Here is a 25,361-nt window from a genome sequence, read left to right as displayed (position 1 = left end):
GATATGGGGTCAGCGCGGCCGTCGGTCCACCCGGTAGCCGTCGCCGGTGGCCACCACGTCGACGACCTCCCCCTTGGGCCTGCCGCATTTGCGGTCGCAGCCCACCCAGTGCTGCCTGCCCTCCACCGGCAGCTCCCCGGCCGCAACCGCCGCACCGAGGTCGCCGCGGACATCGGCAAGGGACTTGGCGCAACCGGGGCTTCCCGTGCAGGCACTGACCTGCAGCCAGGGCGAGCCTGCGTCGAAGATCAGGCCCATCGGCGCGAGCACCCGCACCACCTGCTCCGCGGTCCACTCGTCGAGGTCGCACAGCAGGACCGAACGCCACGGCGTCACGACAAGGGGCTTGTCGACGGCGGCCAGGAACTCGGCGGTGCGCGCGGGGATCGTCCCAAGCGCGAGGCCGGCGGCAAGGGTGACGCTGCCGTCGCCGTGATCGAGCCAGCCGATCGGCCCGGCCTCGTCGGCCGCCAGGTCGGCCGGCTCCGCCCCGGCCCGCAGGCCGAGACCGGCGAGGATCCGCTCCGGACCGTCCTCGATCTCGTGCAGCCGCCACTCGTCCCCGCGGATCGCGAGCAGGTGCCGGGCGGCCTCGAGCAGTACCGGCACCCCGTCGACCGAGGGGATCCGGGCGCCGGAGTCGCGGCCGGCCAGGACCAGGGTCACCTCGTCGGGGCCGACGGCGTGCAGACCGAGATCCGCGGACAGCCCCGAGACGTCGCCGCGACCGTCGTCGAGGGAGAACATCACCCGACCCGGCAGTCGCGCCAGCATCGGGTCGGCGCACAGGCCGTGGTCGAGCTCGCGCACCAAGTCTCGCACGTCGACGAGCCCACCGATCCGCCCGGACAGGGGACTGGCGAGGATGTTGCGCACCCGTTCGTGGGTGGCCGAGGGCAGCAGGCCGATCTCGGCCAGCAACTCGGCGAAGCGGGAGGGGTCGGTGACCGCGCGCAGCTGCAGATTGCCGCGCGAGGTGAGCTCCAGCTCGCCCGCCGCGAGTTCGCGCGAGGCCTCGGCCAGCGCCTGGAGCTGGCCGGGTTCGAGGTACCCGCCGGGCAGCCGCACCCGGGCCAGCGCACCGTCAGCTGCCTGGTGCACCTGGAGGGCTCCTGGGCAGGCGTCGGGGCGGGAACGGTCGGGGGTGTTCGGTTCAGCGGACATCGTCTCCAGGCTACGTCCCGGCACCGGTAGCATCAGCGGCGCTTGCGGCAGCTCGAGAGGAAACCGGTGGGAATCCGGTGCGGTCGCGCCACTGTCACCCGTCCACCCGCTGCCCGCGGGCACCGGGGAGCCAGACCCTCCGCCGCTGCCGTTCCGTACCGATGGGGCGCGAAACCCCGAGGAGGCCTCACCGTGATCCTGCTGCTGTCGACGTCCGACACCGACCTGCTCAGCGCCCGCGCCAGCGGCGCCGAGTACCGCTGGGCGAACCCGTCCCGGCTCCTTGTGGACGACCTGCCCGGCCTGCTCGAGGGGGTCGAGCTGGTGGTGGTGCGCATCCTCGGCGGCCGCCGCGCCTGGGAGGACGGGCTCGATGCCGTCCTCGCCGCGGGCCTGCCGACGATTGTGCTCGGCGGCGAGCTCGCCCCGGATGCCGAGCTGATGGAGCACTCGACGGTGCCGGGCGGCGTGTCCGCGGAGGCGCATTCGTACCTGGCCGAGGGCGGCCCGCAGAACCTGCTCCAGTTGCACCACTTCCTCACCGACACCGTGTTGCTCACCGGGTACGGATTCGAGCCGCCGGTGCACACCCCGACCTGGGGTCACCTGGATCGGGGCGCGGCAGCGGAGATCGACGGCCCCACCATCGCGGTGCTCTACTACCGCGCCCAGCACCTGGCAGGCAACACCGAGTACGTCGAGGCCCTGTGCCGCGCGATCGAGGCCGCGGGTGCCAACGCACTGCCCATCTTCTGCGCCTCGCTGCGCACGGCCGAGCCCGAGCTGCTCGCGACCCTCGGCACGGTCGACGCGATGGTCGTGACCGTCCTCGCGGCGGGCGGCACCAAGCCCGCGGGCGCATCGGCAGGCGAGGACGACGAAGCCTGGGATGTCACCGAACTGGCCGCGCTCGACGTGCCCATCCTGCAGGGCCTGTGCCTGACCAGCAGCCGCGAGGCATGGGAGTCCAACGACGACGGCCTCTCGCCGATGGACGTCGCGACGCAGGTCGCGGTGCCCGAGTTCGACGGCCGGCTGATCACGGTTCCGTTCTCGTTCAAGGAGATCGACGCCGACGGCCTCACCGCGTATGTGCCCGACCCCGAGCGGGCGGCCCGGGTCGCGGGCATCGCGGTGCGGCACGCTCGGCTGCGGCACATCCCGCTCGCGGAGAAGCGGATCGCGCTGATGCTCTCCGCCTATCCGACCAAGCACGCCCGCATCGGCAACGCCGTCGGCCTCGACACCCCGGCCAGCGCGATCGCGTTGCTCACCGAGATGCGCGCGGCCGGCTACGACCTCGGGCCGCTCGACGGGGAGGAAGCACTGCCCGGCCTGGCGGCAGGGGACGGCGACGCCCTGATCCATGCGCTCATCGCGGCGGGCGGGCAGGACCCGGACTGGCTGACTGCGGAGCAGCTCGAGGGCAACCCGATCCGCATCTCCGCGGCGCGGTACCGCCAGTGGTTCGCCACGCTGCCGCAGGACCTGCGCGAGGGCGTCGAGAAGCACTGGGGCGCCGCGCCCGGCGAGCTGTACGTGGACCGGTCGTCGGACCCCGACGGCGAGATCGTCATCGCCGCGATGCAGGTCGGCAACGTGGTCCTGATGGTGCAGCCGCCCCGCGGGTTCGGCGAGAATCCCGTTGCCATCTACCACGATCCGGATCTGCCGCCGAGCCATCACTACCTGGCCGCCTACCGCTGGCTGGCGGCCCGCCAGGACGAGGGCGGTTTCGGCGCCGACGCCGTGGTGCACCTGGGCAAGCACGGGAACCTGGAGTGGCTGCCGGGCAAGACGCTCGGCATGTCCGCGTCCTGCGGTACCGACGCGGCGCTCGGTGAGCTGCCGCTGATCTACCCGTTCCTGGTGAACGATCCGGGTGAGGGCACCCAGGCCAAGCGCCGCGCCCACGCCACCCTGGTCGACCACCTGATCCCACCGATGGCCCGGGCCGAGAGCTACGGCGACATCTCGCGTCTCGAGCAGCTGCTCGACGAGCACTCCAACATCTCGGCGCTCGATCCGGCGAAACTGCCCGCGATCCGCCAGCAGATCTGGACGCTGATGCGCGCGGCGAAGATGGACCACGATCTGGGCCTGGCGGAGCGCCCCGACGAGGACGTCTTCGACGACATGCTGCTGCACGTCGACGGCTGGTTGTGCGAGATCAAGGACGTGCAGATCCGCGACGGGCTGCACATTCTCGGCCAGGCCCCAGAGGGTGACGCGGAGGTCGAGCTGGTGCTCGCGATCCTGCGGGCCCGGCAGATGTGGGGCGGCGAACGCACTGTGCCCGGCCTGCGAGAGGCGCTGGGGCTCAGCGAGGACGGCGACGAGGCCCGCACCCGGGTCGACGCGATCGAGGAGATCGCGCACCGACTGGTCGCGGACCTGCAGGCCACCGACTGGGACCCGGCCGCCGCGGCGACGTTGGGCGCCGAGCACGGCGAGCAGGTGGTGGCCGTGCTGGAGTTCGCGGCGGCGGAGGTGGTCCCTCGGCTGCGGCAGACGGCAGGCGAGATCGCGCAGGTGCTGCGCGCCCTCGACGGTCGGTTCATCGCCGCCGGTCCGAGCGGGTCGCCGCTGCGCGGTCTGGTCAACGTGCTGCCCACCGGTCGCAACTTCTACTCGGTGGATCCGAAGGCGGTGCCGTCGCGACTGGCATGGGAGACCGGTCAGGCGATGGCGGAATCGCTGCTGGCCCGCTACCTGGCCGATCACGGCGAGTACCCGCGGTCCGTCGGACTCTCCGTCTGGGGCACCTCTGCGATGCGCACCTCCGGCGACGACATCGCGGAAGTCTTTGCCCTGCTGGGTGTCCGGCCGGTGTGGGACGAGGCCTCGCGGCGCGTCACCAGCCTGGAGGTCATCTCGCTGGAGGAGCTGGGCAGGCCCCGCGTCGACGTGACCGTCCGGATCAGTGGCTTCTTCCGGGACGCGTTCCCGCACGTGCTTGCGCTGCTCGACGACGCGGTCCGGCTGGTCGCGGCGCTGGACGAGCCCGCCGAGAGCAACTACATCCGTGCGCACGCCCAGGCGGACCTGGCCGAGCACGGCGACGACCGCCGTGCCACCACCCGCATCTTCGGGTCCAAGCCGGGCACCTACGGCGCAGGACTGCTGCAGCTGATCGACTCGAAGAGCTGGCGTAACGACGCCGACCTCGCCGAGGTGTACACGACCTGGGGCGGCTACGCCTACGGCCGAGGCCTCGACGGCGCGCCCGCATCCGACGACATGCGCACCGCCTACCGCCGAATCGCGGTGGCCGCCAAGAACACCGACACCCGCGAACACGACATCGCCGACTCCGACGACTACTTCCAGTACCACGGCGGCATGGTCGCCACCGTCCGCGCGCTGACGGGGAAGTCGCCGGAGGCCTACATCGGCGACAGCACCCGCCCCGACGCCGTCCGCACCCGCACGCTGTCGGAGGAGACCGCCCGGGTGTTCCGCGCGCGGGTGGTCAACCCGCGCTGGCTCGAGGCCATGCGCAGGCACGGCTACAAGGGCGCCTTCGAGATGGCCGCGACCGTCGACTACCTGTTCGGGTACGACGCCACCACCAACGTCGTCGCGGACTGGATGTACGAGAAGCTCGCCGAGACCTATGTGCTGGACGAGCAGAACCGCAAGTTCATGACCGAGTCCAATCCCTGGGCGCTGCACGGGATCGCGGAGCGGCTGCTCGAGGCCGCCGAGCGCGACATGTGGGAGCAGCCCGAGCAGCAGACGCTCGACGGGCTGCGACAGGTCTACCTCGAGACCGAGGGCGAGCTCGAGGGGGAGTAGTGGGTCCGATGCCCCTAGGCTGATCGGCATGAGCCCAACGCTGAGCGAGATCGGTGCCGCCAAGTACGTCCTGCTGACCACCTTCCGCAAGGACGGCTCGGCGGTCCCGACCCCACTGTGGGCGGCGCTCGACGGCGACCGCCTGCTGTTGTGGACGGTCACCGACTCCTGGAAGGTCAAGCGGATCCGCCGCAACTCGCGGGTGACGGTCGCGGCCTGCGATGTGCGTGGGAATCAGAAGGGCGACGCGATCGAGGCGACCGCGGTGGTGCTCGACGACGCCGGGACCGAGCACGCCCGCGAGGTCATCACCCGTAAGTACGGGATCCTCGGCTGGCTCACGATCAAGGGCAGCCTGCTGCGCCGCGGCAAGTCGGGCACGATCGGCGTCGCCGTCACCGCACCCTGACAGCCGGCCGATACAGAACGAGGCCCGCACCGGCAGATCTGCCGGTGCGGGCCTCGTCGACTCCTTGGTGACCTGTCAGCTGCCGAAGGACGAGCTCAGCTGGCTGAGATCGGGGAGACCCGGGATCGGGATGATCGGGTTCAGCGAGTTGAACTGGATCAGCACCATCGCCTGGTCGTCCGCGGCGGCGAGACGCTTGGTCCCGCCCTGGGGGACGAGGAAGGACCCGCCACCGCCACCGCCTGCGACTGCGCCGCCGCCACCACCGAAGTTGCCGGCGCCGCCGCCACCACCGGTGCCCGCACCCGAGCCACCCCTACCGAGCTCACCCGCACCGCCTGCCGGGGAGCCGGAGCCGCCCGCGCCGCCCGCAGTCGCGGTGCCCGCCTTGCCGCCTGCACCACCCGCTGCGTCGGCGCCCGCGTCACCACCTGCCCCGAGGCTGCCGCCGCCACCACCGGGAGCGACCAGCAGACGCGACTTCATGCCCTTCTCGCGGTCCGCCTTGATCGACTCGGTGCCGACTCCGGAGAAGCCGCCGCCCTGCGTGACGCCGGTGCCGCCGCCCTCGCCGACGAACATGTAGAGCTTCGATCCGGACTTGACGGGAACGTCGGCCTTGACCAGACCGCCGAGGCCACCGGGCCCGACGCCGGACTGGCCGCGCTCACCGAATGCCGTCACGCTGACCGAGGTCACACCGCCAGGGATGTCGATGGCGAACTCGCCCTTGACGTTGAGCATGCAGTTGACCATGATCCCGGCCTGGGTACAGCCCGCAACCTGATTTGCCGCAGACGCGACCCCGGAACCGCCGGTCACAGCGGCCGCGACAGCCGCCGTCATGCCCACGGTCGCGGCCAATCCCACGGTGCGCCGCATCCGTGTCGAGCCCGCCGACCTCGTACGCCCTTGCATCAAACAACCTCGCAGAGTCTCAAACAATCCGGGGCGGACGCCTCCGGCCGCTGGAAGCATGCCATGTTCCCCGCGTCGATACAGCTACATTTGGATACCTGTATCGACGCGGGTTCACATTTCAGGACGCAGGCCCACCGATGCTGCCGTTGCCGCCCGAGCTTCCCGCGCTGCCGCTGCCGCCGGAACTGCCCGCGCTGCCGCTGCCCGAGCTTCCTGCGCTGCCGTTGCCGTCCGAGCTGCCCGACACTGCCAATCCCGAGTCCATGTCGATCTGCACGCTCGCGCCCGCTCCTCTGGGTGCCAGGTCGGTGGCGCCGCCTGCGGGAACCAGGAAGGACCCACCGCCACCACCGGCGTTCCCTCCGCCGCCACCGAAGTATCCGCCGCCACCGCCGGTTCCCAGCGGACCACCGGACCCGCCTGCTCCAAGGGTGCCGTCGGTGCCCCCGATGCCTGCGACGCCGCCGGCGACCTGCGTACCCGCCTGTCCGCCGCCGGGGCCGGGTGCCGAGGTCCCGGCATCGCCGCCGGCCCCCGCGAGGCCGCCTGCTCCGCCGCCCGGCGCGACGACCACCCGTGAGAGCAGGGCAGCCTGGCGGTCGTTCTTGATCGATTGGGTTGCGATGGAGGAGAACCCACCACCCGAGGCGAGGCCGCCGCCCCTACCACTGTCGACCACGATGTACAGCTCCTGGCCGGGCGTGACGGGGATCTCGGTCACGACCAATCCGCCGCGGCCACCCTGCATTCCACCCCCGGTTCCTCCGAGCGCGGTCACCGTCACTGTCTGCACCCCGCCGGGTACGACGAGGACGTACTCCTGTTCGCCGCCGAAGCCGCTGTCATACCGGCATGTCGAATGACCGTCCGTGGTGGAACACGACACTCCCGTGACCACTCCGTCCGCGGCCACTTCGTCCGCCGCTGCTGTGCCCGGTCCCATCGCGAGCGCCGATGCGACGGCAATCCCGACCGCGGTCGCAATGCCCATCGACCGCTGAACCCGCTCCGCACCGCGCAGCGCTACCCGACTCACAATCAACCCAACCTCACAGACTCGCTCCGAATCCGGGGCGGGCGCCGCCGGATTTCGGGGAACTATGGCACGAGATTTCGCACCGCATACGGAGAATGAGTGAGATGATTCCGCGGGCGCCTGAAAGTCAGTCGTCGTTGAAGCCGCGCAGCCTATTCAGCTCGCGCCGTTCATGTTTCGTGGGTCGCCCGGATCCGCGATCCCGACGGGGCAGGGCGATCAGTGCCTCGCGCGGCGGCGGAGGAGGTGTTCTGTCGATCACGCACAGCGCGGCCTCGGGAGCCCCGACCCGCTTGCGGATGATCCTTGCCACCACGACTATCCGTTCGGTGCCGGCGACACGCACCCGCACCTCGTCATCCACCTGCACCGGCTGCGCAGGTTTGGCCGACACCCCGTTCACTCGCACGTGGCCTGCGCGGCACGCGGCGGCCGCCGCGGAGCGGGTCTTGAACAGGCGCACGGACCACGCCCAGCTGTCCACCCGCACGCTGGTGGCTTCCCCGCTCGACATGACGTCCAGGGTACCGAGCGGACCGGTTCATCCCTCGTTCGCTCCGCCACCTGCAGGCCTCACCGCGAGCCGGATGGGAGGCAGATAGTCCGAGACCGGGGTCCGGTGCCACCACACGCCACTGTCGTGGTGCTCCTGTCGGGTGCTGAACCGGTAGCGGAACAAGCGGGCCCGCACAAAGGTGGGCGGCGACTGCGCGAACGGATTGTGCCGGAGCAGCGCCAGCGTCGCGGCGTCGTTCTGGAGCAGCTTCTCGGCGAACGCGACGAACCACCCCCTGGCGTAGCCGGGCGAGATCGCGGCGAACCACATCAGCCAGTCGAGGCGTAGGTGATACGGAGCGAACTGGCGGGGCCGCCGCCTGATGTCGCCCGGCTTGCCCTTGAACTCGTATTCCCGCCACACCGCGTCCGGCGTGATGCGCGTCGCCTCGGTGCCCTCCACGACCACCTCGTACCGGATCCTGGTGACGTGGCCGAAGGCGCCATACGTGTTGACCAGGTGCCAGGAGTTGAACGAGGCATTCATCAGCTGGCTGTGCGAGGCCAGGTTGCGGGCAGGCCAGTAGCTGAGCACGAGGACGAGGGCGGTCACCGCGATCACCACGGCCACGAATGCGGGCGGGGTGGGCCCGGACTCGGCCGGTGGGCCGATGGGCAGGACCGCGCCGAGCACGCTGTCCGGCAACACCGACACCGCCAGCACCAGCGCGAGCCAGTTCAGCCACGCGAAGTTGCCGCTGGCGACCAGCCACAGCTGCGTCACGATCATCACCCCCGCCGCGATCGCGGCGACCGGCTGCGGGGCGAACAGACCGAAGGGCATCACCAGCTGCGCCAGGTGATTGCCTGCAACCTCCGCCCGGTGCAGCGGCCGGGGGAGCCCGTGGAAGTACCAGCTCAGCGGTCCTGGCATCGGCTGGGTCTCGTGGTGGTAGTACAGGCAGGTCAGATCTCGCCAGCAGGAGTCCCCGCGGATCTTGATCATCCCGGCGCCGAATTCGAGCCGGAACAGCAACCATCGCAGCAGCAGCAGAACCGCCACCGGTGGCGCGGTGTCGGCATTGCCGAGAAAGACCGCGAGGAACCCGACCTCGAGCAGCAGAGACTCCCAGCCGAACCCGTACCAGACCTGGCCGACGTTGACGATCGACAGGTAGAACAGCCACATCGCGAACCAGACCAGCATGGTCGCCGGCAGCGGCAGCCGGGCGGTGACGCCGAGCACGGTGAGGGCCGCCAGGCCGGCCCCGGTCCACGCCACGGCGGCGAAGAACCGGTCGGAGTAGTGCAGGTGGAACAGGCTCGGCGAACGCCGGAACGACGCCGCGGCCAGGTAGTCGGGGATCGGGAGCATCCCATTGCTGCCGATCAGAGCCCGGAACTGGTTGACTGCCACCAGAAACGCAGTCAGGTAGATGGCGGCGAGGCCTTCCGTGAAGAGCAGCCGCCCGAGCCAATAGCCGTCCGCGTTGAACCAGTCCACCGTCGCCGCCTCAGGCGAGCACCGCGGTTTCCCGCCTGTGCCGGACGTTACTCCTCGACGCCATCGATGGCGCGCGGGCGAATCCCCGCGGCCACCCTCAGTCGAGGGCGTCCAGGTACAGCCAGCGGCCGTCCTCACGCACGAATCGGCTGTGCTCGCGCAGCGAATCCCGCTGTCCGGAGTGCACGTAGTGCGCCTCGAACTCGACCGTGCCCTCGTTCTCGAACAGACCTCCGCCCGTGTGACCGAGAATGTCGAGCCGTGTCCAGCGCTGATCGGGGTCGAGCGTCAGCCGGGCCGGTCGGGTACTCGGGTGCCAGGTCCGCAGAAGGTAGTCGGCGTCGCCGACCGCGAACGCGCTGTACCTGGACCGCATCAGCTGCTCCGCGGTCGCGGCCTCCGCGGCACGGGAGTGGAACCGCCCGCAGCACCGCTCGTAGGCCTCACCGCTCAGGCAGGGGCAGCGGGTCATCACTGCGCCTGGCTCACGGACGACATGTGGAAGTCCGGGATCCGCAGCGGTGGCATTGCGGTGCGGGTGAACCAGTCCTTCCACTCACGCGGGAGCGTGGTCTCGGTTGCCCCCACCTCGGAGACCCGCCGCAGCAGGTCGAGCGGGCTCTCGTTGAAACGGAAGTTGTTGACGGCGCCGGCGACCTCCCCGTCCTCGACCAGGTACACCCCGTCCCTGGTGAGGCCGGTCAGCAGCAACGTGGCCGGATCGACCTCACGGATGTACCAGAGCGTGGTCAGCAGCAGCCCGCGCTCGGTCCGGGCGACCATATCGTCGATGGTCGCCGCACCGGCACCGGTGAGCAACAGGTTGTCGCCGGGCACGGCCACCGAGGCGCCGAACTCCCGCGCGGCATGGCGGGGGTAGGCGAGTGCGTTGACGGTTCCGTCGCGGACCCAGTCGACCCGATCCACGCCCATGCCGTTGTCGAAGAGGGAGAGTGAGTCGCTCGAGGTCGTGGTCGCCACGAAGGGCGTGTACTCGAGTCCGGGCGCCATGGGGTCCGAGCGCAGGGTCAGCGGGAAGTCGGTGAGCCGCTCACCGACCCGGGTGCCGCCTGCCTTCGACAGCGCGGTGTGCCCCTCTTCCGCGCCGCGGCCTTCCATCGTCCACATCAGGTAGATCATCAGGTCGGCCACCGCGGACGGTGGCAGCAAGGTCTCGTAGCGGCCCGCGGGCAGGTCGACGGTGCGCTTCGCCCAGTCCAGCCTGGTTGCCAGCTGCGCGAGCAGGCTCGGCACCGAGACGTCCGTGAAGTCGGCGGTGCCGGCACCCACCCATGCGCTGGCGTCACCGCGCTTGCCGTTGATCTCCACCGAGCCGGTCGGCTGGGTGAAACGCCTGCGCACCCCCGTGGAGGTGCCCAGCCAGGTGCTGTGGAGTTGATGGTGCGCAAACCCGTACAGCCGGTCGGCGCCGTCGAACCCGTCGGCGAGGTCACCCGCCAATCGGCCGAACACATCGATACCGGTGGACGCCGCCGCCTCTGACCAGCCGGGATCGGTGACGTCCGAACCCGGGATGAGGTCCATCGCGTCCTCGGCGGGCGGGGCGGTCCGCGCTGCCTCCTCGCTTGCCCGCACGACGTCCGGGATCTGCTGTGGGTCAACGGTGCTGGAGCTCACCGTGCCCACATGCGCACCTTCGGCGTCGCGGACGATCGAGATGACGGTCCAGTTCCGCGAGGTCGACACGCCGTTCGTGGTCATGGAATTGCCAGCCCAACGCAGCGAGGCCTCGCTGGCATCGGTGACCAGCACCATCGACTCGTCCACCGTGCGCAGCGCGAGGGCCCGCTCGATCAACTCCTGCGCCTGGATCATCGCCCACCCTCCACCTGCGTGTTGAGCACGTTCACCCCGCGAAAGAGCGCGGAGGGACAACCGTGGCTGACGGCCGCCACCTGACCCGGTTGGGCCTTGCCGCAGTTGAATGCGCCCCCCAGCTGCCAGGTGGAGGCGCCACCGAGGGCCTCCATCGAACCCCAGAAGTCGGTCGTGGTGGCCTGGTACGCCACATCCCGGAGCTGTCCGGCGAGGACGCCGTTCCGGATCCGGAAGAACCTCTGACCGGTGAACTGGAAGTTGTACCGCTGCATGTCTATCGACCAACTCTTGTCGCCGACCACGTAGATCCCGTCCTCGACCCGGCTTATCAGTTCCTCGGTGGAGGTGTCGTGCTCGGGGTCCGGCTGCAGTGACACGTTCGCCATCCGCTGGATCGGAACGTGGTGGGGGGAGTCCGCATAGGAGCATCCGTTGGAACGCTCCAGGCCGAGGCGCGGGGCGAACACCCGGTCGAGCTGGTAGCCGACAAGAGTGCCGCCGCGCACCAGGTCCCAGCGCTGCGAACCGACGCCGTCGTCGTCGTACCCGATGCTGGCGAGCCCATGGTCCTCGGTCCGGTCGGCGGTCACATGCATGATCTCGGTCCCGTATCGCAGCGTGCCGAGCTGGTCCGGGGTCGCGAACGAGGTACCGGCATAGGCCGCCTCATAGCCGATGGCGCGGTCGTACTCGGTTGCGTGGCCAATGGATTCGTGAATGGTCAGCCACAGGTTGGTCGGGTCGATGACCAGGTCCGTCGGGCCCGCCGTCACCGACGGGGCCTTGACCTTCTCGGCCAGCCATTCCGGGATCCGCGCGAGTTCCGTTGCCCAGTCCCAGGAAGCAGGGCCGACCACGTCGCCCAGGTACTCCCACCCGCGCCCGACCGGGGGTGCGAGGGTGCGCATGGTCTCGAAGCTGCCGGCCGACTGGTCGACGGCGGTCGCCTCCAATTGCGGATGCAGACGGACCCGCTGCTGGGTGATGCTCGACCCCGCCAGGTCCGCGTAGAAGGTCTGTTCCTTGACCTGCATCACGCTCGCCGTGACGTGGTCGACTCCGTCGGCGGACGAGAGCCGGGACGAGTAATCGGTGAGCAGCTCGATCTTCTCGGCCGTCGGGACCTCGAACGGGTCGACCTCGTAGCCGGAAACCCAGACCGCATCCGGGTACACGGGCTCCGGGGCCAACTCCACCCGCTCCCGGTTCAGCTCCCGCAGCGCCCTGGCCACCTCGACCGCCTGCGCGGCGGTGCGGGCCGCGGCGTCGGGGGTCAGCTCCGCATGCGAGGCGAACCCCCAGGTCCCGTCGACCACGACGCGCACCGCCACGCCGAGCTCCGCGCCGTCGACCGCGGACTGCACGGCGCCGTCCCGTAGTCGGATCGACTGGGTCAGCAGGCGGTGCACCCGCAGGTCGGCGTGGGTGGCGCCCGCGGCCCTGGCCGTGGACAGCGCGGCGTCCGCGAGGGCGCGCAGCGGCAGGGCGAGAAAGTCGGGGTCGACGTCGCGAGTGGCGGTCACGGGTCACACGCTACCGATGTCCGCACCGGATCAGGCGAACTGCTGCCAGCCCAACCGGATCACCATCACCACGACCACCACAAGGAGCACGATCCGAATGAAACCCGCGCCCTTGGCAAGTGCCATCCGTGCGCCGAGCACCGCACCGACCACGTTGCACGCCGCCATCGCGAGGCCAAGGGTCCACCACACGTTCCCGCTCGCCGCGAAGAAGGCGAGGGCGCCGATATTGGAACCGAGATTGATCACCTTGGCCATCGCGGCGCTGCGCACGAACTCCGTCCCCAGCATCACCGCGAACGTGATGATCAGGAAGGTGCCGGTACCCGGGCCGAACAGTCCGTCGTAGAACCCGATCACGCCGCCCGCGACGAGCACCGTGGTCCACACCCGCAGCCGGCTGGGCTGGTGATGGATGAGGGTGGTGCCCAGCGTGGGGCGCATCGTGACGAACACCGCGACAGCGACGAGCAGCACCATGATGATCGGGATGAACAGCGCCTTGTCGATCAGCGACACGGCGGCCGCCCCCAGCCCGGCGAACACCGCGGCCAGCACGGCGGCCGGGACCATCAGCCGCCACTGCATGGCGACCTTCCTGCTGAAGGTGAACACCGCGGCGGCGGTGCCGTTCACGGCCGTCAGCTTGTTCGTCGCCAACGCCATCTGCGGGCTCAGCTGGGGCATGGTGATGAGGATCGCGGGGAGCAGGATCAGGCCGCCCCCGCCGACCACCGCGTCGACCCAGCCGGCCGCGGTTGCCGCGACCATCAACACGCCCCAGTCGAACCATGCCATGGCTCAGACCCAATCACAGGACCCGGCGCGGCCCGCAACTCCTAGGCTGTGAACATGCGGAGGTTCAGCCTGTGGCTACGGGGAAAGCCGTTCGTCGCCGACTCCATGCTCGCCACGATCCTGTTCGTGCTCGAAGGCCTGTCGGCACCGAACAGCCAGGCCCCGTGGCTGTTCGTGCTGCTGGGCCTGGCGCTGTGCGTACCGATCGCCTTTCGGCGTCGCCATCCCGTTCTTGCCGCGGCCACCATCCTCGGTCTCTCGATCATGACCACCGTGATCAGCAGCTGGATCGGTGACGACACCGTCACCCATCCGGGCCAGCTCGGCCTTGCCGTGATGCTCTACACGCTCGTCGCCTACGTGGGTAGAAAACCCGCGGCCTTCTACCTCGTCGGGCTCGCGGTCGACTCTGCCCTGGCGATCTGGCTCCTGCACCAGGACATCGGGACCACCGCGGCCTTCATCACGCTGTTCTACGCGCTGTCCTGGATCACCGCCGAGTTCCTCGGCGCGCGACGGCTGTACGACGAGGAGGTCGCCGCGCGACTGGCCGTCGCCGAATACGACCGGGATCGGAGGGCGGAGGAGGCGGTGGCGGGGGAGAGGACACGCATCGCGCGCGAGCTGCACGACGTCGTCGCACACGCGGTGAGCGTAATGGTGGTGCAGGCGGACGGCGCCTCGTATGCCGTGCGGCGCAACCCGGACGGCGCCGAGCGTGCGCTGGGCAACATCGCGAGCACCGGCAGGCAGGCGCTCGCCGAGCTGCGCAGGACGGTGGCACTGCTGCGCACCGAACAGACCCCCGCAGAGATGCCGCAGCACGGGACGGCCGGAGTGGCGAAGGTCGTCGACATGATGCGCGACGCGGGCCTGCGCGTCGAGCTCGAGATGACCGGGGAACTCGACGACATCAGGCCCGCGCTCAGCCTCGGCATCCACCGCGTCGTGCAGGAGTCGCTGACGAACGTGCTCAGGCACGCGGGCACATCGCCACGGGCACGGGTCCGGGTGCGGCGGCGCGACGAGGACGTGCTGGTGGAGATCACCGACAACGGTCGGGGGTCGAGTCAGTTCACCCAGGGATCGGGAAACGGGCTGGTGGGGATGAGGGAGAGGGTGGCGGTCCTCCAGGGCAACCTCGAGACGGGCAGGGAGCCGGACGGGAGTTGGCGGGTTCGGGCGGAATTGCCACTGCACCCCGACGACTAGACGAATGCCCCCTCGCACCGAAAGTTTCGAGAATGGGATTGTCATGAACTGAACAAGCGTCTATGTTTCCCGACGGCAGAAAGAGACCCGGCTCTCATCGGAAGTCTCTTTGAGGGGTGGCGCACCATGCAACCGAGGGAGATCCAGTGGCCGTGACAAACGGGCGTAGGCGCTTGATTCTGGCAGCGTGCACGCTCGCCGCCGCGGTGGGACTGGTGTCGCCGGCGGCAGCAGCTCCGCAGCCACTCGAGTACGTGAACCTCGGCGACAGCTTCAGCGCGGGTTCCGGCGTGTATCCCGTTGTCCCGACCGCCGTCTCACAGTGCATGCAATCCGAGCGGAACTTCTCTCACATCGTCGCGCAGCAGCTCGGCCATCGCTTGACCGACGTGAGCTGTGGCGGCGCGAAGACAGGGGATTTCTATGCGCCTCAGTACCCGGGCACGCGTGCGCAGCTCGACGCGTTGACGCCGACGACTGAGCTGGTCACCCTGATGATCGGCGGCAACAACAACAACACCTTCGCCGGCGCCATGGCGACGTGCATCGGCGCGATGGTCTCCAGTCCGGTTGCCCAGGCGCCGTGCCAGGCACAGCACGGGGCGAAGCTCGCCGAACCGATCGAAACCCAGACGTATCCGGCGCTCGTGAAGGCGCTCAGCGACATTCACGACAGGTCCCCGCAGGCCCGCGTCTTCATCGCCGGCTACCCGTGGCTGCTGCCCGCAAGCGGGAGCTGCTACCCGCAGATGCCCGTGGCCGCGGGCGATGTCCCGTACCTCCGGGCGCTCCAGGCCAAGCTCAACGACGCCGTCCGGCGCGCGGCCAAGGAGACGGGCGCGACGTTCGTCGACATGTCCCAGGTGTCCGAGGGACGCGACGGCTGCAAGCCGGTCGGGGAGCGGTGGATCGAGCCCATGCTCTTTGCGACGCAGCCGGTCCCGGTGCACCCGAACGCGGACGGCGAGCGTGCCATCGCGGCCGAGATGCTCAAGGCGATCGGCTGAGAGGCGCGCAGACCTAGAGGCGCCCGGCGACGACCTGTGCGGCCCCGAAGGTCGTCCCGTTCACGGGATACAACGCGTGAAGGATGTTGGGGCGGCCGAGGGGGGAGCCGTCGCAGATGTTGTCGCCGGCAGCACACACATCGATGGTCTTGGGAGCGAAGAGCGGCCCGACAACGATCGGCGGATTTCCCGCGTCGCTCATGAACCGGTCCGACGGCCTTCCGAAAAAGACGACCGCGGCAACGTGGCCGGCCACCTCCGGCGACAACGGTCCTGGTAGGGCCAGATCGCTGGGCAATCCGGCGGGATTTCCGGCTTCGGTGACAAATCCGGCAACGGCCGCTCCCTGCGAGTAACCTCCGACCACGATCCTCGTCCCGGCGCAGCGTTCCGCCACGAACTGGATCCGGGAATGCATGTCCCGCACCCCTTCGACGAAGGTGTGGGCGAACGCCCGTCGGTCGTCGAAATTGCTGCCGGCACGGTAATTGACGGCGTACGCCCCGATCGACCGCGCGCCCGCGACCACGCGAAGCGATTCGATGAACGAGAGCCCTGTGGCACCGACGCCACTCTGTTCGTCCGTACCCCGGGCGAACATCACCTCGACGTCGGGACACGGCTGGGCGGATGCGGTCGGGGGCTCGACGGACACGCAGAGCGACGCCGCAAACATCGCCATCGCGGTGCACATGAATCGAGTGGACGTATGCGTCCCCATAGGTCAACGCTACATTCAGCGACGACGCATCCGCATGGTTCCTCAACACTCTCGACCGGCGGCCCGTCGAGACCACATGTCGGACCCCGGCGGTAGAATTCGCACATGAGTTCGATCGATGGTATCGGGGTCTCGGATCAGGTGCACGTTCACCTGTCCGCGATCGCCGACGCCGTCGATGGACTGTGCGCGACCGATCTGACCGCGCTCCCCGACGGCGAGCTGACCGACACCCTGCGCCGGCTGGAAAGATCACTGCGCAGGGCGTCGGCGGTCGGCCACAACCTGATTGTCGAAACCGTCGAGCGCTCCCTGCCTGGCAAGCTCGGCCACAAGACCGTCAACAAGCTGCTCGTCGGGGTGCTGCGGATCTCCGCGGCCGACGCCTCCGCCCGGGTCACCGCGGCCAAGTCGTTGGGCACCTGGCATGCGCTCTCCGGTCAGCCATTGCCTGCGGATCTGCCCGAAACCGCTGCCGCGCAACGCGACGGCGCGATTGGCCCGGATCACGCCCGCGCGGTACGTGAGGTCATCCGCAAGATCCCGCACGCGGTCAGCAGTTCCGACGTCGCCGTGGCGGAGGAAATCCTGGCGGACCTGGCGCGTTCCGCGACGCCGGAGGATGTGGAGAAGGCCGGACACGACCTGCTCGCGTACCTGAACCCCGACGGCGACCTCACCGACGGGAAGGACCGCAAGCGACTGCGCGGAATCCGGCTCGGCCGCCAAGACCAGAACCTCATGACCCCGATCTCCGGTCACCTCGACCCCGAGACCCGAGCCATGCTCGAACCGATCCTGGCGAAGTGGGCGCGGCCGGGAATGAACAACCCCGACGACCCCGAATCACCCACCGGCGACGCCGAACACCCACACGTCGACCGCGACAAGCTCGCCGCAGCGGCGGGCCGTGACACCCGCACCGCCGCGCAACGTAACCACGACGCCATCAAAGAGGCATTGCGTGCGCTCCTCGGATCGGGCGTTCTGGGTTCGCATCGCGGGCTGCCTGTCACGGCGATCATCACCATGACCCTCGACCAACTCGAGCACGCCACCGGCGTCGCCACGACCGCGTCCGGCGGGATCCTCCCGATACGGGACGCACTGAAGATGGCGGAGCGATCGCACCCCGTTCTGGTGTTGTTCGACCACAACGGCAGGCCCCTGCACCTCGGGCGCTCGAAGCGTCTCGCCACCGCCGATCAACGACTGGCCCTGATCGCCGCTGATCGAGGATGCACCAGACCCGGCTGCGACGCCCCCGCCACGATGACCGCCGTCCATCACGTCCGAGACTGGTCCAAAGGCGGCGCCACCGACATCGGCGGACTTGCCCTCGGCTGCGACGCCTGCCATGCGCTGATCCACGACGGACCCGGCGGCTGGCACACCCGCACCGCACCCAAGGGCACCGAATACGCCGGACGCACCGAGTGGATCCCGCCGCCGCACATCGACCCCGTCCAGAGACCCCGCATCAACCACCGCCACCACCCCAAGGAACTACTTGACCGCGCCAGGCGAAAGGCGCAGGCACGTCGAGAGACAGACGCAGGCCAACGACGCGACCAATCGAAGCAGCACCACGCGCGGGCGTCCGCAGGAAGCAATGGACGGGAAGAGATTCCGTAGAGGCGATCGCGCACGGATGATCTGCGGACCGAATGACACTGGCCGATGCCGTCGCGCTCGCAATCGGGAATTCCCGCTCAACCGGTGGCGACAGCTCGGATATAGGGTGGCGCCATGCCCATCACCGTGTTGCTCGTCGACGATCAAGAGCTGATGCGCATGGGGCTGAAGATGGTGCTCGAGGCACACGAGGACATCGTGGTGCTCGGGGAGGCGGGGGACGGGGCCGCCGCGGTGAACGCCACGCGCGACCTCGAGCCCGACGTGGTGCTCATGGACGTGCGGATGCCGATCGTCGACGGCGTGACGGCCACCACGCAGATCGTCGAATCCGGCTGCTCCAGCAAGGTATTGGTGATGACGACCTTCGATCTGGACGAGCACGCCCTCGGCGCGCTGCGGGCGGGAGCGAGCGGATTCCTGCTCAAGGACACCCCGCCCGAGGACCTGGTCTCGGCGATCAGGAGCGTCGCGGCGGGTGACGCGGTTGTCTCACCCAAGGTGACCCGGCGGCTGTTGTCCCGGTTCATCGGCGACGACCCCGCCCCGACGCGGACGCCCGAGATCCTCGACGACCTGACGGAACGCGAGCTCGAGGTGCTCCGCCACCTCGCGACCGGGCTGTCGAACGCGGAGATCGCGCAGCAGCTGTATCTCTCCGAGGCCACCATCAAGACCCACGTCGGCAAGATCCTGACCAAGCTCGGCCTCCGCGACCGCGTGCAGGCGGTGGTGCTGGCCTACGAGACCGGGCTGGTCACGCCCGGCTCGTAGGGCCCCGGTTCAGGCCGTGAAGGTACCCACCGTCGGCAAAGCGAAGCAGGTCTTCCCCGACTGGTAGGTGACATCCCCGTAGAGCGCCGCGAGCACGGTCCCTGCGCCGGTCGCCACGGTCTTCGACATCGTCGGCACCCCGAGCAGGACGTCGTTCAACGGCTCCATCCCGCCCTTGAAGGTGGTCGTGTTGAACCAGATCACACTGAGCCCGGACTGCTTCGGGAAGTCGACGTGGGCGGGCAACGCCTGGAATCGCAACTGACCGCGCTCGATGAAGGGCGGTAGGGGGAAGTTGGGTCCGGCCTGCGCGGAGGCGACCGTGACGGTCACCGGAGTCTCGCCGACCCCACAGCCGAGAGTCGGTGCGGGATACATGAAGTCCTGCGGCCTGGTCACGCCGAACTCGGGGAGGCCGAGAGGGCCGAGCGCCGCCGCGCCGAGAATCGTCTGGAGCACCGCCAACGCCTCGGGCGACTGCATGCCGGACTCCGCGACCAGGGCGGCGGGCGCCGAGCCGGGCGGCTCAACGGCCGTGGGGGATGCGCCCGCCTGCCCGGCGAAGGTGAGGGTGAGGACCGCGGCGGAGGCCACGGCCACGGATATCCTGCGAAGGATCAGGGAGAGACGCATGTTGCTCCTCGGCTGGTGCGTGAACTCGACGAACAGGAACCCGACCGGTGTGAACTGCATCATGCGCAATGTCTAAATGTCAACTAGAGGGTTTGGGTTGACCTCGACTAGAGGTTTCGCATGCACGTCAACCAGAGGGTTCTGGTTTACGCCGGAAACCCGGGAGAATTTCCGGGCCTCCGCACGTTGATCGGGCAGAGGGCCCGACAGGGGACCGAGGAAAGGCAGGCCGATGATTCCGGCGTTGTTCGTGCTCTACGTCGTCATCGAGGTCGCTGCGGTGATCTGGGTGGGCAGCGCCATCGGTGTGCTGTGGACGATTGCGCTGTTCCTGCTCGGCTGGGCGGTCGGCCTGGTCCTGGTCCGCTCGCAAGGCCGCAAGGTGATCGAGGGGTTCCGTCGCGCAGGCCGCGGCACCGGGTCGGCGAGCGGCGCCGTCGCGGATGGGGCGGTGGTCGCCGCGGGCACGGTCCTGCTGGTGATCCCCGGCCTCGTCACCTCCGCGCTCGGACTGCTCCTGCTGATCCCACCGACCCGATGGGTGCTCCGGCCACTCGTCTTGATCCTCGGCGGTCGCCGCCTCGGCATGGTGACCGCCGCAGGCGGGGTCGGCGCCGACGTGTACTCGCGCACCCGTCGCCGCACGGTGGTGGACGGCGTCATCGTCGAGGACACCATCGTCGAGGACGTCACGTACGCGACCGAGACCCCCACCTCACCCTCGGGCACCGCCGAACCGCTCGCGATCGAGGGGGAGATCATCATTCCGGATCCCGGTGGCACGGCGCAGGGTCCACGGCGGGCAGACTGAACCCCCGTGGGTACCCAATTGTTGGTCGGCGGTCGCATCTACAGCCCCGCCGCACCTGATGCGACATCGATGGCCGTGACCGATGGCACCGTGGTGTGGGTCGGCGAGGACCGCCCAGGACGCGCGCTCCATCCCGACGCCGAGATCATCGAGCTCGACGGCGCGTTCGTGACACCGGCCTTCGTGGACACCCACGTTCACGTGACGGCCCTCGGACTGATGCTCACCGGCCTCGACCTGACCGGTGCCCGATCTCGGCGCGAGTGCCTCGACCTGGTTCGCCGGTACGCCGAGGAGCAGGACGACGCGGTGATCTGGGGACACGGCTGGGACGAGACCACCTGGACCGACGACCCCGGCGCCCCGACCACCACCGAACTCGACGCCGCCGCACCGGGCCGGATGGTGTACCTGGCCAGGATCGACGTCCACTCCGCCGCCGCCTCGTCGCTGCTGCGGCGTGCGGGCGGCGTCGACGACGCCGAGACCCCGGTCACCGCGGAGGATCACCACCGGGTCCGCGCTGCCGCAAGGGAGCTGCTCACCGCGGCCCAGCGGGCGAGGTCAAGGACCGCTGCGCTCGACAGCGCCGCAGCCAACGGGATCGTCGCGGTGCACGAATGCGCAGGCCCCGACATCTCCGGCCGCGAAGACCTGCGCGAACTGCTGGCGCACCCGCACGGTGTCGAGGTGCGCGCCTACTGGGGACAGCCGGTGACGACCGCGGCGGAGGCGAAGGCACTCCTCGCCGAGACCGGGGCGGCAGGCCTCGGCGGTGACCTCTTCGTCGACGGCGCGATCGGATCCCGTACGGCCTGGTTGCACGAGCCGTACGCCGACCGCCCCGATACAGGCAATGCCTACCTCGACGTCGACACGATCGCGGCGCACCTGCGCGCCTGCACCGAGGCCCGCATCCAGGCCGGCTTCCACGTGATCGGCGACGCCTCGGTCGCGGCCGTGGTCGAGGCGTTCGAGCGCGTGGCAGGCGAGCTCGGTGGTCCCGCGGTAGCGGCGTGCGGTCACCGTCTCGAGCACGTCGAGATGATCACCGCCGAGCAGGCGGCGACCCTCGGCGGACTCGGCGTGGTCGCCAGCGTCCAGCCGGTCTTCGACGAGCTCTGGGGCGGCGACCACGGTCTCTACGCCCAGGCCCTCGGGCGGGATCGCGCGGCGACCCTCAACCCGTTCGCCGCGATGGCGGCGGCGGGTGTGTCGCTGGCCTTCGGGTCCGACGCACCGGTCACGCCCGTCGAGCCGTGGGCGATGCTCAGGGCCGCGGTCAACCATCGCACCGAGGGCAGCGGTGTCTCGCCGCGTGCGGCCTTCTCCGCCGCCACCCGCGGGGCCTGGCGGGCCGGTGGCGTCCGCGACGGACTGGCGGGCACGCTGGTCCCGGGTGCACCCGCTTCGTACGCAGTCTGGGAGGCCGGTGAGCTGGTGGTCACCGCGGCCAAGGACTCCGTCCAGCGCTGGTCGACCGATCCACGGTCCCGGGTGCCCGCGCTGCCGCACCTCGATCCCGAGTCCCCGAGCCCGGTGTGCCTGCGAACCGTGCACCGCGGGGAGACCATCTATGAGCGTTGAGGTGACCGCCTCGACCAAGACCCGATCCCGCAAGCCCCGATTGTCGACCCTCCGCGACTGCGTCCTGGCGTTCGGGTCCGGTGCGCTGCTGTTCGCGAGCTTCCCGCCACGACCGCTGTGGTTCCTCGCCCCCTTCGCCGTCGCGCTGCTCGTGCTGGTGCTGACGCGGTTCGGCGCGGGCGATCGCGCCGGGGCCGCCGAGGACCGGCCGCCGCTGCGCTGGAGGGGAGCGTTCGGGTACGGATTCCTCGCCGGGCTCGGGTTCCTGCTGCCGCTGCTGCCCTGGGTGGGGGAGTACGTCGGTCCGGCGCCCTGGCTCGCCCTTGCCGCCGCGGAGGCAGTGTTCTTCGGGCTGTTCGGCATCCTCGCCGTCATCCTCGCCCGGCTGCCGCTGGCACCGCTGTGGATAGCGTGCGCATGGACGCTGACGGAATGGCTCCGGTCGAGCGTCCCGTTCGGCGGCTTCCCGTGGGGACGGCTGGCGTTCGGACAGGCCGACGGCTGGCTGCTCTCGCTCGCCGCGGTCGGAGGCGCTCCGCTGCTCGGATTCGCCGTCGCGCTGACCGGCACCGGGATCGCGGCACTGACGGTGGCGATCGCCCGCCGTCTCCCGGTCCGGGACCTGCTCACCGCAGGCGCATTCGTGCTCATCATGCCGGTGCTCGCCGCCGCGCTGTGGCCCACCGTTCCCGGCATGGAGTCCGTGGACGACGCGGCGGGCGATCGGAGAATCGTCGTGGCCGCGATCCAGGGCAGCGTGCCCCGGCTCGGACTCGAGTTCAACGCCCAACGTCGCGCGGTCCTCGACAATCACGTCCGGGAGACCCTCGCACTCGCGGGGGACGTGCGAGCGGGCACGCAGCCACAGCCCGACCTGGTGATCTGGCCGGAGAACGCCTCGGACATCGATCCGTTGCGCAATGCCGACGCGGCCGCCGCGATCGAGGCCGCCTCGCGTGCCGTCGGCGCTCCGATCCTCGTCGGCGCCGTCCTGGTGAACGGCGACCGAACCACCACGAACTCCGTCATCGTCTGGGACGGCGACAACGGGCCACAAGACCGCCACGACAAGAAGATCATCCAGCCGTTCGGCGAGTACCTGCCCTACCGCAGCTTCTTCCGACACTTCTCGTCGTATGCGGACCAGGCGGGCAACTTCGTACCCGGCAACGGCAACGGAGTGGTGACGGCCGCCGGGATCCCGGTCGGCGTGGCGACCTGTTACGAGGTCGCGTTCGACCGAGCACTCAGCCAGGCGGTCAGGGCAGGCGCCCAGTTGATCGCGGTGCCAACCAACAACGCGACCTTCGGGGACACCGAGATGACGTACCAGCAGCTCGCGATGTCGCGGGTGCGGGCCGTCGAACACGGTCGGGTCGTTGTGGTGGCCGCCACGTCCGGCGTCAGCGCGATCGTCGCCCCCGACGGATCCGTACAGGAATCTTCGTCACTTTTCGTGCCCGCGGCGCTTGTCGCGGAGGTTCCACTTCGGGCCTCCACTACGCTGGCTACTCGACTCGGCCCGATTCCGGAGATCGTTCTCTGTGTCGGCGCCACATTGGCCCTCGTCATCGCACTCGTGCGGCGGCGGCGGCCTGCCGAACCGATCAACTGACGGCGGCAGACGCATCACGAAGGAAACCAGCCTCGGCTGGCAGGGAGGATCAAGATGGCAGCGGGTACGCCAGGCGGGGACACACCGAGCGCGCACACCTTGGTGATCATTCCGACGTACAACGAGCGGGAGAACATCGGCCTGATCATCGGCCGCCTGCACGCCGCGCTCCCGAACACGCATGTGCTCGTGGCGGACGACGGCAGCCCGGACGGCACCGGCGACCTGGCCGACAAGCTGGCCGAGCAGGACGCCGCCGGCCGGATCCACGTCATGCACCGCACCGAGAAGAACGGCCTCGGAGCTGCCTACATCGCAGGTTTCAAATGGGGCCTCGAGCGTGACTACCGCGTCATCGTGGAGATGGACGCGGACGGCAGCCACGCCCCTGAGCAGCTGCACCGGCTGCTCGACCAGATCGACGCGGGGGCCGACGTCGTCGCGGGCTCGCGCTACGTCCCCGGTGGCTCCGTGGTGAACTGGCCCAAGCGACGCGAGTTCCTCTCGCGCGGCGGCAACATCTACTCCCGGCTCGCGCTCGGCGTGAAGATCAAGGACATCACCGGCGGCTTCCGCGCCTACCGGCGCGAGGTGCTCGTGGCGCTCGACCTCGACGCCGTCGAGTCGCACGGCTACTGCTTCCAGGTCGACCTCGCGTGGCGCGCGATCCAGCACGGGTTCACCATGGTGGAGGTGCCGATCACGTTCACCGAGCGCGAGTTCGGCGAGTCCAAGATGGACGGCAACATCGTGCAGGAGGCGTTGCTCAAGGTCACCGTCTGGGGCATGCGCAACCGCTGGAACAAGGCGAAGGCACTGTTCGGGAAGTAATCAGGGCATCGGATACGACAACGCCGCCCCCGGGGATCTCCCCGGGGGCGGCGTTGATGTGTTCGGGCGAAGCCCGGCGCCGACTAGGCTCCGCGTCGCTTGGTCTTCAGCAGGTCAAGGCGCTCCTTGAGCAGCTCCTCGAGCTCCTCGACGGAACGGCGCTCGAGCAGCATGTCCCAGTGGGTACGCGGCGGCTTGACCTTCTTGGCCTCCGGCGCGGTGCCCTCGAGGAGGCTGCCCTCCAGGCCGTTCTTGCACAGCCAGGTGCCGGGGATCTCGGCATCGTCGGAGAAGGGGACGTCGAACTCTTCGCCGTTGTCGCAGCGGTACCGGGCCATGCGGCGGGGTGCCAGGTCGTGGTCGCGATCGGTCTCATAGCTCACCGCTCCGAGTCGGCTTCCTCGAAGTACGCGATCTGCCATGGTGGTGTCCTCTCCCTAGGTCGGCACGCGAGCGCGCTGGATCGGCAGTAGTACACCGATCAGCAGGCATTCACTCATCTTCAACGCCACGGACGCTGGAATGGTTCCCGGGCGTCGCACAGACGCAACCGCCCCATCTTACCGGTTAGCGAACCTCCAACCGCACAGCGTCGTCGGTCGGCACGGCGCCGCCGGCAGGCGCAGTAAGGTGACTGACCGTGGCAGGCCCCTCTCGCAGACTCGACTCGTGCGTGTGGTGTGGACGCGAGGTCGCCGACGTCGGCATCGGCCGGCGCCGCCGCTACTGCCGCCAGTCCTGTCGCCAGCGCGCCTACGAACAGCGCAGCGCGGTCAAGGGCACCTCCATTCCGGCCGACGCCGTTGTCCTGACCGCAGACGAGGCGGCCTCGCTCGTGGATCGGATGTTCGCGGTCCGCTGCGCCGCGGAGGACGTCGAGACCGCCGTCTCGGAGGGCGCTGAGCAGTCCGAGCTGGCGTCGTTGTGCTCCCGGCTGGTCCAGCTCGCGCGAGAGGCCGAACGCTTCCGCTGAGCCGGACCAGGGGCCATTACGCGCGAACGCGCAGGACATGGAACCAAAGGCCGAAACGGACGACAATAGCAGTCC

23 protein-coding genes are annotated in these 25,361 nt (G+C 69.7%); 11 read left to right on the top strand and 12 right to left on the bottom strand.

What is annotated here, in order from left to right; all coding sequences use genetic code 11:
* Positions 1–9 precede the first annotated feature (9 nt).
* Complete coding sequence (gene cobG, locus RM1_RS02520) at positions 10–1,164, bottom strand: precorrin-3B synthase (RefSeq protein ID WP_072749849.1); 1,155 nt, start codon at positions 1,162–1,164, stop codon at positions 10–12.
* Positions 1,165–1,356: 192 nt separating this feature from the next.
* Here cobG and cobN point away from each other — a divergent pair, with 192 nt between their 5' ends.
* Positions 1,357–4,962, top strand: a complete 3,606-nt coding sequence (gene cobN, locus RM1_RS02515; RefSeq protein ID WP_072749848.1) for a cobaltochelatase subunit CobN — start codon at positions 1,357–1,359, stop codon at positions 4,960–4,962.
* Between the two features lie 28 nt (positions 4,963–4,990).
* On the top strand, positions 4,991–5,371 hold the full coding sequence (locus tag RM1_RS02510) for a PPOX class F420-dependent oxidoreductase (RefSeq protein ID WP_072749847.1): 381 nt from the start codon (positions 4,991–4,993) through the stop codon (positions 5,369–5,371).
* A 75-nt stretch (positions 5,372–5,446) separates the two neighbouring features.
* Here the strand turns inward: RM1_RS02510 and RM1_RS02505 are convergent, their stop codons facing one another.
* From RM1_RS02505 to RM1_RS02470, 8 genes are all read right to left on the bottom strand, one after another.
* Positions 5,447–6,289: a hypothetical protein gene (locus tag RM1_RS02505; protein WP_143069406.1), complete on the bottom strand. Its 843-nt coding sequence runs from the start codon at positions 6,287–6,289 to the stop codon at positions 5,447–5,449.
* Between the two features lie 121 nt (positions 6,290–6,410).
* A complete protein-coding gene (locus tag RM1_RS26050) occupies positions 6,411–7,328 on the bottom strand; it encodes a hypothetical protein (RefSeq protein ID WP_143069407.1) in 918 nt (305 codons plus the stop codon).
* Positions 7,329–7,455: 127 nt separating this feature from the next.
* Positions 7,456–7,842 (bottom strand): RNA-binding S4 domain-containing protein, encoded by a 387-nt coding sequence (locus RM1_RS02495; RefSeq protein ID WP_072749844.1) that lies wholly within the window; start codon positions 7,840–7,842, stop codon positions 7,456–7,458.
* Positions 7,843–7,869: 27 nt separating this feature from the next.
* Positions 7,870–9,327, bottom strand: a complete 1,458-nt coding sequence (locus tag RM1_RS02490; protein ID WP_072749843.1) for a lipase maturation factor family protein — start codon at positions 9,325–9,327, stop codon at positions 7,870–7,872.
* A 97-nt stretch (positions 9,328–9,424) separates the two neighbouring features.
* Positions 9,425–9,799 carry a YchJ family protein gene (locus RM1_RS02485; RefSeq protein WP_072749842.1) on the bottom strand — a complete coding sequence of 125 codons (375 nt, stop codon included), beginning with the start codon at positions 9,797–9,799 and terminating at the stop codon, positions 9,425–9,427.
* A complete protein-coding gene (locus RM1_RS02480; RefSeq protein ID WP_072749841.1) occupies positions 9,799–11,163 on the bottom strand; it encodes a metallopeptidase TldD-related protein in 1,365 nt (454 codons plus the stop codon). Before RM1_RS02480 ends, RM1_RS02485 begins: the two co-directional genes overlap by 1 nt.
* A complete protein-coding gene (locus RM1_RS02475; protein WP_072749840.1) occupies positions 11,160–12,689 on the bottom strand; it encodes a TldD/PmbA family protein in 1,530 nt (509 codons plus the stop codon). The genes RM1_RS02480 and RM1_RS02475 overlap by 4 nt, the downstream gene beginning before the upstream one ends.
* Before the next feature lie 30 nt (positions 12,690–12,719).
* Complete coding sequence (locus RM1_RS02470; protein WP_072749839.1) at positions 12,720–13,487, bottom strand: TSUP family transporter; 768 nt, start codon at positions 13,485–13,487, stop codon at positions 12,720–12,722.
* A 54-nt stretch (positions 13,488–13,541) separates the two neighbouring features.
* Between RM1_RS02470 and RM1_RS02465 the strand changes: the two genes are divergently transcribed.
* Together RM1_RS02465 and RM1_RS02460 are read left to right on the top strand one after the other, a co-directional pair.
* Entirely contained in the window at positions 13,542–14,699 is a 1,158-nt protein-coding gene (locus RM1_RS02465; protein ID WP_072749838.1) for a sensor histidine kinase, read from the top strand.
* Between the two features lie 173 nt (positions 14,700–14,872).
* Complete coding sequence (locus RM1_RS02460) at positions 14,873–15,706, top strand: SGNH/GDSL hydrolase family protein (protein ID WP_245815947.1); 834 nt, start codon at positions 14,873–14,875, stop codon at positions 15,704–15,706.
* 13 nt (positions 15,707–15,719) lie between these two features.
* Here RM1_RS02460 and RM1_RS02455 read toward each other — a convergent pair whose 3' ends face one another.
* Complete coding sequence (locus tag RM1_RS02455; RefSeq protein ID WP_072749837.1) at positions 15,720–16,427, bottom strand: cutinase family protein; 708 nt, start codon at positions 16,425–16,427, stop codon at positions 15,720–15,722.
* 105 nt (positions 16,428–16,532) lie between these two features.
* On the opposite strand from RM1_RS02455, the gene RM1_RS02450 reads away from it, so the two are divergent.
* Together RM1_RS02450 and RM1_RS02445 are read left to right on the top strand one after the other, a co-directional pair.
* On the top strand, positions 16,533–18,062 hold the full coding sequence (locus RM1_RS02450; protein ID WP_072749836.1) for an HNH endonuclease signature motif containing protein: 1,530 nt from the start codon (positions 16,533–16,535) through the stop codon (positions 18,060–18,062).
* Positions 18,063–18,176: 114 nt separating this feature from the next.
* Positions 18,177–18,836, top strand: a complete 660-nt coding sequence (locus RM1_RS02445) for a response regulator (RefSeq protein WP_072749835.1) — start codon at positions 18,177–18,179, stop codon at positions 18,834–18,836.
* A 9-nt stretch (positions 18,837–18,845) separates the two neighbouring features.
* On the opposite strand, the gene RM1_RS02440 is transcribed toward RM1_RS02445, so the two are convergent.
* On the bottom strand, positions 18,846–19,532 hold the full coding sequence (locus RM1_RS02440; protein ID WP_245815945.1) for a hypothetical protein: 687 nt from the start codon (positions 19,530–19,532) through the stop codon (positions 18,846–18,848).
* A 169-nt stretch (positions 19,533–19,701) separates the two neighbouring features.
* Here RM1_RS02440 and RM1_RS02435 point away from each other — a divergent pair, with 169 nt between their 5' ends.
* Genes RM1_RS02435 through RM1_RS02420 form a run of 4 tightly spaced genes read left to right on the top strand, consistent with a single transcriptional unit; the run spans position 19,702 to position 24,313 of the window.
* Positions 19,702–20,280, top strand: a complete 579-nt coding sequence (locus RM1_RS02435; protein ID WP_072749834.1) for an FxsA family protein — start codon at positions 19,702–19,704, stop codon at positions 20,278–20,280.
* 6 nt (positions 20,281–20,286) lie between these two features.
* Positions 20,287–21,867 carry an amidohydrolase gene (locus RM1_RS02430; protein WP_072749833.1) on the top strand — a complete coding sequence of 527 codons (1,581 nt, stop codon included), beginning with the start codon at positions 20,287–20,289 and terminating at the stop codon, positions 21,865–21,867.
* Positions 21,857–23,482 carry an apolipoprotein N-acyltransferase gene (gene lnt / locus RM1_RS02425; protein ID WP_083576471.1) on the top strand — a complete coding sequence of 542 codons (1,626 nt, stop codon included), beginning with the start codon at positions 21,857–21,859 and terminating at the stop codon, positions 23,480–23,482. Before RM1_RS02430 ends, lnt begins: the two co-directional genes overlap by 11 nt.
* Positions 23,483–23,536: 54 nt before the next feature.
* Positions 23,537–24,313, top strand: a complete 777-nt coding sequence (locus RM1_RS02420) for a polyprenol monophosphomannose synthase (protein ID WP_027501344.1) — start codon at positions 23,537–23,539, stop codon at positions 24,311–24,313.
* An 83-nt stretch (positions 24,314–24,396) separates the two neighbouring features.
* Here RM1_RS02420 and RM1_RS02415 read toward each other — a convergent pair whose 3' ends face one another.
* Entirely contained in the window at positions 24,397–24,735 is a 339-nt protein-coding gene (locus RM1_RS02415) for an RNA polymerase-binding protein RbpA (RefSeq protein WP_027501343.1), read from the bottom strand.
* 218 nt (positions 24,736–24,953) lie between these two features.
* Between RM1_RS02415 and RM1_RS02410 the strand changes: the two genes are divergently transcribed.
* A complete protein-coding gene (locus RM1_RS02410) occupies positions 24,954–25,286 on the top strand; it encodes a hypothetical protein (RefSeq protein WP_072749832.1) in 333 nt (110 codons plus the stop codon).
* Positions 25,287–25,361 lie beyond the last annotated feature (75 nt).

Origin of the sequence: Rhodococcus maanshanensis NBRC 100610 (assembly GCF_001894865.1) — a bacterium.
GTDB classification, from domain to species: Bacteria; Actinomycetota; Actinomycetes; order Mycobacteriales; family Mycobacteriaceae; genus Rhodococcus_G; species Rhodococcus_G maanshanensis.
Note: the sequence above shows the minus strand (reverse complement) of the source record. Positions and strands in the feature narration are given on the sequence as shown.

What these genes read in the sequence shown, in the direction of transcription:
- cobG (WP_072749849.1), bottom strand. Translation starts at nt 1,164, where the DNA reads ATGTCCGCTGAACCGAACACCCCCGACCGTTCCCGCCCCGACGCCTGC.
- RM1_RS02465 (WP_072749838.1), top strand. Translation starts at nt 13,542, where the DNA reads ATGCGGAGGTTCAGCCTGTGGCTACGGGGAAAGCCGTTCGTCGCCGAC.
- RM1_RS02455 (WP_072749837.1), bottom strand. Translation starts at nt 16,427, where the DNA reads ATGGGGACGCATACGTCCACTCGATTCATGTGCACCGCGATGGCGATG.
- RM1_RS02420 (WP_027501344.1), top strand. Translation starts at nt 23,537, where the DNA reads ATGGCAGCGGGTACGCCAGGCGGGGACACACCGAGCGCGCACACCTTG.
- RM1_RS02495 (WP_072749844.1), bottom strand. Translation starts at nt 7,842, where the DNA reads ATGTCGAGCGGGGAAGCCACCAGCGTGCGGGTGGACAGCTGGGCGTGG.
- RM1_RS02450 (WP_072749836.1), top strand. Translation starts at nt 16,533, where the DNA reads ATGAGTTCGATCGATGGTATCGGGGTCTCGGATCAGGTGCACGTTCAC.
- RM1_RS02445 (WP_072749835.1), top strand. Translation starts at nt 18,177, where the DNA reads ATGCCCATCACCGTGTTGCTCGTCGACGATCAAGAGCTGATGCGCATG.
- RM1_RS02510 (WP_072749847.1), top strand. Translation starts at nt 4,991, where the DNA reads ATGAGCCCAACGCTGAGCGAGATCGGTGCCGCCAAGTACGTCCTGCTG.
- RM1_RS02415 (WP_027501343.1), bottom strand. Translation starts at nt 24,735, where the DNA reads ATGGCAGATCGCGTACTTCGAGGAAGCCGACTCGGAGCGGTGAGCTAT.
- RM1_RS02505 (WP_143069406.1), bottom strand. Translation starts at nt 6,289, where the DNA reads ATGCAAGGGCGTACGAGGTCGGCGGGCTCGACACGGATGCGGCGCACC.
- RM1_RS02485 (WP_072749842.1), bottom strand. Translation starts at nt 9,799, where the DNA reads ATGACCCGCTGCCCCTGCCTGAGCGGTGAGGCCTACGAGCGGTGCTGC.
- RM1_RS02470 (WP_072749839.1), bottom strand. Translation starts at nt 13,487, where the DNA reads ATGGCATGGTTCGACTGGGGCGTGTTGATGGTCGCGGCAACCGCGGCC.
- lnt (WP_083576471.1), top strand. Translation starts at nt 21,857, where the DNA reads ATGAGCGTTGAGGTGACCGCCTCGACCAAGACCCGATCCCGCAAGCCC.
- RM1_RS02480 (WP_072749841.1), bottom strand. Translation starts at nt 11,163, where the DNA reads ATGATCCAGGCGCAGGAGTTGATCGAGCGGGCCCTCGCGCTGCGCACG.
- RM1_RS02440 (WP_245815945.1), bottom strand. Translation starts at nt 19,532, where the DNA reads ATGATGCAGTTCACACCGGTCGGGTTCCTGTTCGTCGAGTTCACGCAC.
- RM1_RS02435 (WP_072749834.1), top strand. Translation starts at nt 19,702, where the DNA reads ATGATTCCGGCGTTGTTCGTGCTCTACGTCGTCATCGAGGTCGCTGCG.